Raw genomic sequence first — 7,906 nt, 5'->3', positions numbered from 1 at the left:
GAAACCTTCACCTACACCATCACCGATGCCGACGGCGACACCAGCACCGCGAACCTCGTCCTGCAGATCCACAACAACGACGACCCGGTGATCATCAACGGCCTCGACGTGAATGGTGGCGAACTCACCGTCTACGAGAAAAACCTCAGCGACGGCACCAGCCCCAACACCCCGGCGCTGACCCAGAGTGGCACCTTTACCGTTACCGCCCTCGACGGTTTGCAAACCCTGACCGTGGGCGGCATCGCCGTGATCACTAATGGCGTGGCAGCCGGCTTCCCGCAATCGAACGTCACCCCGCTGGGCAGCACGTTGACCATCACCGGATACGACCCGGCCACCGGCGTTATCAGTTACAGCTACACCCTGGTGGACAACGAAACCCATCCAACCGCCAACGGTGCCAACAGCCTCACCGAGAACTTCAATGTGGTGGCGACCGATACCGATGGCAGCACCGCCACCGGGCAGATCAACGTCAACATCATCGACGACCTGCCGACCGCCAAACCCGATGCAACGTCGGTGCAGGAGGGCGGCACCGTCAGCGGTAACGTGCTGGACAACGACATCGGCGGCGCCGACGGTCCGGCAGTCAGTGGCGCGGTGGTGGGCGTGCGCGCCGGCTCCGACACCTCGACCTCGGCCATCGGCGGCCTCAACAGCAACATCAACGGCACCTACGGCTACCTGACCCTCGACGCCAACGGCAACGCGGTCTACCACAGCAACCCGAATGCCGTGAGCGGCCCGGGTGCGGTGGATGTATTCGTGTACACCGTGCGCGATTCCGACGGCGATGAAAGCACCACCACCATCACCATCGACGTCTACAACAGCAAACTGTGCGCGGTCAGCGACACCGACGTCACCGTCTACGAAAAAGCCCTCGACCTGACCAAGGACGGGCAAGACCTGGCCCCTGGCACGGTCACCGGCAGCGATCCGACCAGCACCGGCGAAACCGCGTCCGGCACGCTGGTCGGCTCGGTCACCGGCGCGGTCGGTGCGATCAGCTACGCACTGGTCGGCAGCGCCACCGGCAACTACGGGCAGATCGTGCTCAACCCCAACGGCACGTACACCTACACCCTGACCTCACCGGCCAGCACCACCCCGCACGCCGATGACGGCGCCAACAGCCTGACCGAAACCTTCACCTACCAGGCCACCGATTCGCTGGGCAACGTCGTCACCAGCACCATCGTGGTCAACATCGTCGATGACGTGCCGAAGGCGATCAACGACAGCAACGCCAGCACCGCGTCGGAAACCCAGTTGATCCTCAACGGCAACGTGCTGACCAACGACGTGCAAGGCGCCGACGTGGTGGCGACCGGCCCGAATGCCGGCCCGATCACCCCCGGCACCTTCACCGGCACTTACGGCACTTTGGTGCTCAATGCCAATGGCACCTACACCTACACGCTCAACACCAACGATGCCGACTTCAAAAACCTGCACGGCGGTGGCAACGGCACCGAGACCTTCACCTACACCCTGACCGATGCCGACGGCGACACCAGCACCGCCAACCTGGTGCTGAACATCCACAACAACGACGATCCGGTGATCCTCAACGGCCTCGACGTGAATGGCGGCGAGCTCACCGTCTACGAGAAAAACCTCAGCGATGGCACCAGTCCCAACACCCCGGCCCTGACCCAGAGCGGCACCTTCACCGTCACCGCCCTCGACGGTCTGCAAACCTTGACCGTTGGCGGTATTGCCGTGATGACCAACGGCGTGGCGGCCGGCTTCCCGCAATCGGCGGTTACCCCGCTGGGCAGCACGCTGACCATCACCGGTTACAACCCGGCCACCGGCGTGGTCAGCTACAGCTACACCCTGGTCGATAACGAAACTCACCCGAACGCCAACGGCGCCAACAGCATCACCGAGAACTTCAACGTGGTGGCGACGGACACCGACGGCAGCACCGCGACCGGGCAGATCAACGTCAACATCATCGACGACCTGCCAACCGCCAAACCCGACACCGGCTCGGTAGCGGAGGGCGGCACCGTCAATATCAGCGTGCTGGGTAATGACATCAGCGGCGCGGATGGCGCGGCAATCGTGGTCGGCGTGCGCGCCGGCGGCAACACCGCGACCTCGGCCATCGGCGGCCTCAACAGCAACATCAATGGCAACTACGGTTACCTGACTCTTGATGCTGCGGGTAACGCGGTCTATCACAGCAACCCGAACTCGGTGAGCCCGCCGGGCGCCACCGACACCTTTACCTACACCATTCGTGACAGTGACGGCGACGAAAGCACCACCACCATCACCGTCAACGTCGCCGACAGTAAACTCGTGGCCTCGACCGATCAGGACGTCACCGTCTATGAAAAAGCCCTCGACCTGACCCAGGACGGGCAAGACCTGGCCCCCGGCACGGTCACCGGCAGCGACCCGAGCAACACCGGCGAAACCGCGACCGGCACGCTGGTCGGTTCGGTGAGCGGCGGCAGCGGGGCGATCACCTACACCCTGGTCGGCAGCGCCACCGGCACTTACGGACAGATCCAGCTCAACGCCGACGGCACCTACACCTACACCCTGACCTCGGCGCCGAAAACCACGCCGAACGCCAACGACGGGCCGAACACCCTGAGCGAAAGCTTCACCTACAAAGCCACCGATGCGCTGGGCAACAGCACCACCAGCAACATTGTGGTCAACATCGTCGATGACGTGCCAAAAGCGGTGGCATCGGATCGTTCGGTGGCGGCGGTGGAGATCGACTCCAACATCCTCATCGTTCTCGACATCTCCGGCAGCATGGCCGACGCCTCTGGTGTGCCGGGCCTGTCGCGGCTGGAACTGGCCAAGCAGGCGATCAGTGCCTTGCTCGACAAGTACGACGATCTGGGCGATGTGAAAGTGCAGCTCGTCACCTTCAGCAGCAACGCCACCGACCGCACTTCTGTGTGGGTCGATGTCGCGACGGCCAAGACCCTTCTGGCCGGGCTCAGCGCGGGCGGCGGCACCAACTACGACGCCGCCGTGGCGACCATGCAGACCGCGTTCAACACCTCGGGCAAACTCACCGGGGCGCAGAACGTCGGCTACTTCTTCTCTGACGGTAAACCCAACGAGGGCGACATCAACGCAGCCGACGAAGCTGCCCTGAAAAACTTCCTCGATGCCAACAACATCAAGAACTACGCGATCGGCCTGGGCAGCGGCGTGAGCAACGCCAACCTCGATCCGCTGGCGTACGACGGCATCACGCACACCAACACCAACGCGGTGGTGGTCACCGACCTCAATCAACTCAATTCGGTGCTCTCCGGCACCGTCGAAGGGGCCCCGGTCACCGGTTCGTTGATCGGTGAAGGCGGCACGTTCGGCGCCGATGGCGGGTTCATCAAATCCATCGTGGTCGACGGCACCACCTACACCTATGACCCGAAAGCCAACGGCGGCCAGGGTTCACTGGTCGCCAGCGGCGGCGCCAACCACGGCACCTTCAACACGGTGAACAACACCCTGAGCATCGCCACCAACAACAGCGGCACCCTGGTGGTCAATCTCGACACCGGCGACTACAGCTACACCTCGCAAAAAACCACCACGGTGGTGATCACCGAGAACATCGGTTTCACCCTCAGCGACAACGACGGTGATCTCGCCAGCTCGACCCTGACCGTGAAAGTGATCCCCAACGCGCCTCCGGTGGCGGTGGACGACCACATCATCACCAACGTGCTGTCGGGCAACATCGTGGTGCCGGGCGAGCTGTTGCTGGCCAACGACACCGACCCCAACGGCGACACCCTCAACGCCACGCCAACCTCGTTCAACACCGGCTGGATCTCCAGGTCGGCAGATTTCACCGGCAGCGGCGCGATCAGCTTCACCGGCACCAACGCCAACACCGCCGCCAACCAGAACCTGGCCAACGTGCGTAATTCGTTCAGCGCCAACGCTGCGACCATGACCGCCGTGCTGGTGGTCAGCGGCTACCTCGGCGCGGTGACCAACACCAACGCCAACGATGAAGACCGCATCACCGTCAACCTGCGCCAGGGCGAAACCCTCAACCTGGACCACAACCTGGCGGCCGGTCGCATCACCATGGAGTACTCGATCAATGGCGGCGCGTATATCGCCCTCGCGGACGGCCAGACCCTGACCGCGACATCCGACGGCGTCTACCAGATCCACATCACCAACATCAGCAACACCACAGGCAACAACGTCAACGCCGCGGAAAACTACCAGCTGACGATGACCCTCAACTACGCCGGGGCCCACGACATCACCCCGGACTACCACGGCACCTACACCGCCAACGACAACCACGGCGGCAGCGACACGGCGAATGTGACCATCAGTTATCAGGACGGCCACACCCTCACCGGTACCTCGGGCGATGACGTACTGGTGGCCGGCACCGGCGACAACATCATCAACGCCGGCGACGGCAACGATGTACTGACCGCAGGCGCCGGCAACAACGAACTGCACGGCGGCGCCGGCAACGACTTGCTCTACAGCGGCCCGGGCAACGACCTGCTCGACGGTGGCACTGGCATCGACACCGCTAGCTACGCCCATGCGACCGCCGGGGTGACGGTCAACCTCGGCCTGCTCGGTGCGCAAAACACTATTGGCGCGGGCACCGATACCCTGACCGGCATCGAAAACCTCGTCGGTTCGAACTTCAACGACACCCTCACCGGCGACAACAATAACAACGTGATCAACGGCGGCCTGGGCAACGACATCCTCAACGGCGGCGGGGGCGATGACCTGCTGATCGGCGGGATGGGCAACAACACCCTGACCGGCGGGCCGGGCGCCGACACCTTCCAGTGGCTCAAGGGCAACAGCGGTCACGACCTCGTCACCGACTTCAACCCCGGCACCGACAAGCTCGACCTGTCGCAACTGCTGCAAGGTGAAAACGGCACGTCGGCGTCACTGGATGACTACCTGCACTTCACCGTCACCGGCAGCGGCGCTTCGGTCATGACCAGCATCGACGTCAGCGCCATGGCCGGCGCCACGCCGAACCAGACCATCGACCTGGCCGGCGTCAACCTGGCCAGCCACTATGGCGTGACACCGGGGGCGGGGGGCTTGATCGCCAGCGGGCATGACACGGCGACGATCATCAACGGCATGCTGAATGATCATTCGTTGAAGGTGGACACGGTCTGATCTGAACGCTGAAACGACAAAACCCGCCGCCCCGAGTAATCGGGACGGCGGGTTTTTCATGCCGCAAGTGATGTGTTGCCTTTGATTGAGCCTTCGTCGGTTCGCCGCCCGGAGCAAGGTCGTGCGTCTAGCACACATTTAAATTACGCCGCCGTACCTGTGGGAGCGGGCTTGCCCGCGAAGGCGTCATGTCTGTCACGCATTATTCGCGACAGTGCATTTACCTTCTTTACACCACTGCTTCAGTTTTCAACTCCAGATTATCTAGCACCCGATTCACCGCCAGTTCCCCCAGCATGATCAACTGCGCAATCCCCAACAGCACATGCCGCTGCGGCCCATCCACCAACCCGGCGAAGTCATTGGCCATGACCTTGGCCGAAGTCAGGGTTTCGCAGGCATCGGCCAGCAGTTCTTCGCTGTCGATGCCGGGGGCGATGAGGTAGCGGGTGTTGGGTTTGAGCAGCGGTTTTCGGGGGAGCAGGGGATTGAGGTAATGATCGAGGGCGCGCTCGGCGGCTTCGTGGAATTTCTTGGAAACGAGGGTTTCGTAGGGGGAAGTCGAATCGACTTCGGGCGGGTTTGGCGTTGGTTTGATCATGGTAAAGCTCCTTGAGAAATGGAGCCGTCAACCATCGCTGCTAAACGAAGAGGTGGCGGCTGTACGCGGGTTAGCAGACCAGGCTCAAGGATCCCGGCGCACCGAAGTGCCCCACGCAAAGCCGCCATAACGTAATGGCGAGACCCGCGAGCCCTGAGAATTGCCGAGCTGCTAAACCCGATCACTGAAAAGTCAGCGACCGCCAAACAATAGAACCCGCCCCCAAGGCGCACAAGCCGGCGGATTCTGGCGGATGCGTAGGCAAAGGCGCAAGGTTGTGTGGCTTTGCTGACATAACCTTCAACACAATTCAACGTGGATTTTTTGCAGGCGTCGAAACGACAAAACCCGCCCTCCAGGTTGAACGGGAGGGCGGGAGGGTGGGTTTTCATGGTTGAGACTGGTAAATAAATACGTCCCCTTTTCTACCTTCCCCTTTTCTACCTTTTCTACGTCCCCTTATCATCACTGCTTTTCACTAATTGCTAGATGACTCGTCTCCAGGTGCCCTGATATCAAAATCAGTGTCTGTCTCATAACTTTCCAGTGTGCCTGGATTTGATATATAAAAAGATAGGCCAGAGTTTGGGTCTGCGGTTTGAGGTAGCCAACCAAAAGATTGGGTGTCTGTATTGTAAACCTCGGCAGATGAGCCGCTGGCTGGCCCGCTCCAAGCATTGGCTAAATGAGGAAACGATGGGCCAGCGTTCCATTTAAACCAAGGCTGAGAATAACAACGAGCCATCACATCTCGAAGCTGTGGTGTCAAACCTGTTCTCCCAGTACTCGCGTTGCTGGAAAGGTAGCGGGCATAGGTCCAGCCAACACCTCCATGTACATATAAGGAGTAAATGTTTGAAACTTCAAGCGGGTAGAGAACCTGCTCATTTTTTTGATCCGTGACGGTAATAGTGACAGTCCCGTTGGCCATTCCGGTTACTTTGCCCTGAGCGTTAACTGTTGCGATATTCGAGTTGGAAGATTTGTAGCTATACGGTTTTGTACCTCCGGATGCCTCTCGCACACCTGTATTGTTTATCGCGTCAACCCCATTAGGGTATTTGCAGTATGAACTTCTTACCATGATGCCATTCAGTCGCATCAATGTCGTATCGATCGCCAATCCGGTTGCGATAGTCAACGTTCTTGGAGTTGATATAGGGCCCGATTCATAGTTGCCTTCAATCGTATAACTACGCGGCCCCGCTGCTTGAGTGCCGGTGTTATAGGTCCAGTTTCCATTTCCATCCACGGCGATCAGCCCCGGCTGACGGACCCCGTCGATACGTAGATAAATGGTTGAGTTCTTCATGGCTTTCCCGCTCATCGCAAACAATGTTTCGGATGTAGTGGTGCCCTCAGGAATTTCGGCCCCGCTGATCAAGCCTTTGATCGAATCAATCGTCAGCGTCTCGGCTGCACCCACGGTCAATAACCAATCATCAGTTGCCGGCGAACTTGGATTTTCCCGCAGTTCAAAGCGATGCAGTCCCTGAGCCAGATTCACCAACGGCTGGATGAATGCGCTGCTTGAATTGAACACCCCACTAGCCACTACCGAGCCGCTATCCGTAATCACAAATGGAGCGCCGGCCGGCCCGCTTCCGCCAAACTCGACACCCGTGGAGGGGGTCGTGTCGCCAGGATTGAGCGGGGACCCGCCGGGATATGTCGTGCAATAGCTAAAGATAGGATCTTGAGTACTCATGGGGAACGCTCCTTCGCAGGTTCAGCCGTTTCTGCCGGAATGACAGCGGGCATGCACCATGAAGCGCCATCAGAGGAGCGTTACGCACCTGTCAACTCTGACAGTCACGACAAGCGGTCAAGGCTTTCGCAACGTCTTCTGACGCAGGATATAAATCGTCACCCGCACCGCACTGGTGAACATGAACCCTCGCGCCCAAGACAGCGGCACCAGATAGCACGAGAACAGAATCCTCGCCCACATCAGCCCGATCGCGCAGGCCTTGCGTTGAAACGACAAAATCGCCCTCCCGACCGAATGGGAGGGCGTGTTTTCAGTACGAGAAAGACTGGTAAATAAATGCGTGGCGGGCTCAACCGGTCAACGCAACGTACACTTTTCGTTCGTTGATTGGAGCAGATTAAGAAATGGCACGTAGCGAG

Annotated in this window: 3 protein-coding genes and 1 pseudogene; 1 reads left to right on the top strand and 3 read right to left on the bottom strand. The window is 60.2% G+C overall.

Annotated elements, in window-relative coordinates; genetic code table 11:
* On the top strand, positions 1-5,175 hold a 5,175-nt coding region (locus ACKJSM_RS28480; protein WP_410239517.1), incomplete at its 5' end, for a beta strand repeat-containing protein.
* A gap of 229 nt (positions 5,176-5,404) precedes the next feature.
* On the opposite strand, the gene ACKJSM_RS28475 is transcribed toward ACKJSM_RS28480, so the two are convergent.
* The 3 genes and pseudogenes from ACKJSM_RS28475 to ACKJSM_RS28465 all read right to left on the bottom strand — a co-directional run.
* Positions 5,405-5,776, bottom strand: a complete 372-nt coding sequence (locus ACKJSM_RS28475) for a DUF6124 family protein (RefSeq protein ID WP_410239516.1) — start codon at positions 5,774-5,776, stop codon at positions 5,405-5,407.
* Between the two features lie 478 nt (positions 5,777-6,254).
* Positions 6,255-7,484 carry an Ig-like domain-containing protein gene (locus tag ACKJSM_RS28470; protein ID WP_410239515.1) on the bottom strand — a complete coding sequence of 410 codons (1,230 nt, stop codon included), beginning with the start codon at positions 7,482-7,484 and terminating at the stop codon, positions 6,255-6,257.
* 117 nt (positions 7,485-7,601) lie between these two features.
* A pseudogene (locus ACKJSM_RS28465) lies at positions 7,602-7,748 on the bottom strand (DUF454 domain-containing protein); the annotation flags it as partial.
* Positions 7,749-7,906 lie beyond the last annotated feature (158 nt).

It is taken from the genome of Pseudomonas sp. PHC1 (assembly GCF_046487845.1).
Taxonomy (GTDB): domain Bacteria; phylum Pseudomonadota; class Gammaproteobacteria; order Pseudomonadales; family Pseudomonadaceae; genus Aquipseudomonas; species Aquipseudomonas sputi.
The sequence above is the reverse complement of the archived record's forward strand: the minus strand, read 5'-3'. Positions and strand labels throughout refer to the sequence as shown.

Excerpts from the sequence above, each read along its gene's own strand:
- ACKJSM_RS28475 (WP_410239516.1), bottom strand. The coding sequence starts at position 5,776 with ATGATCAAACCAACGCCAAACCCGCCCGAAGTCGATTCGACTTCCCCC.
- ACKJSM_RS28470 (WP_410239515.1), bottom strand. The coding sequence starts at position 7,484 with ATGAGTACTCAAGATCCTATCTTTAGCTATTGCACGACATATCCCGGC.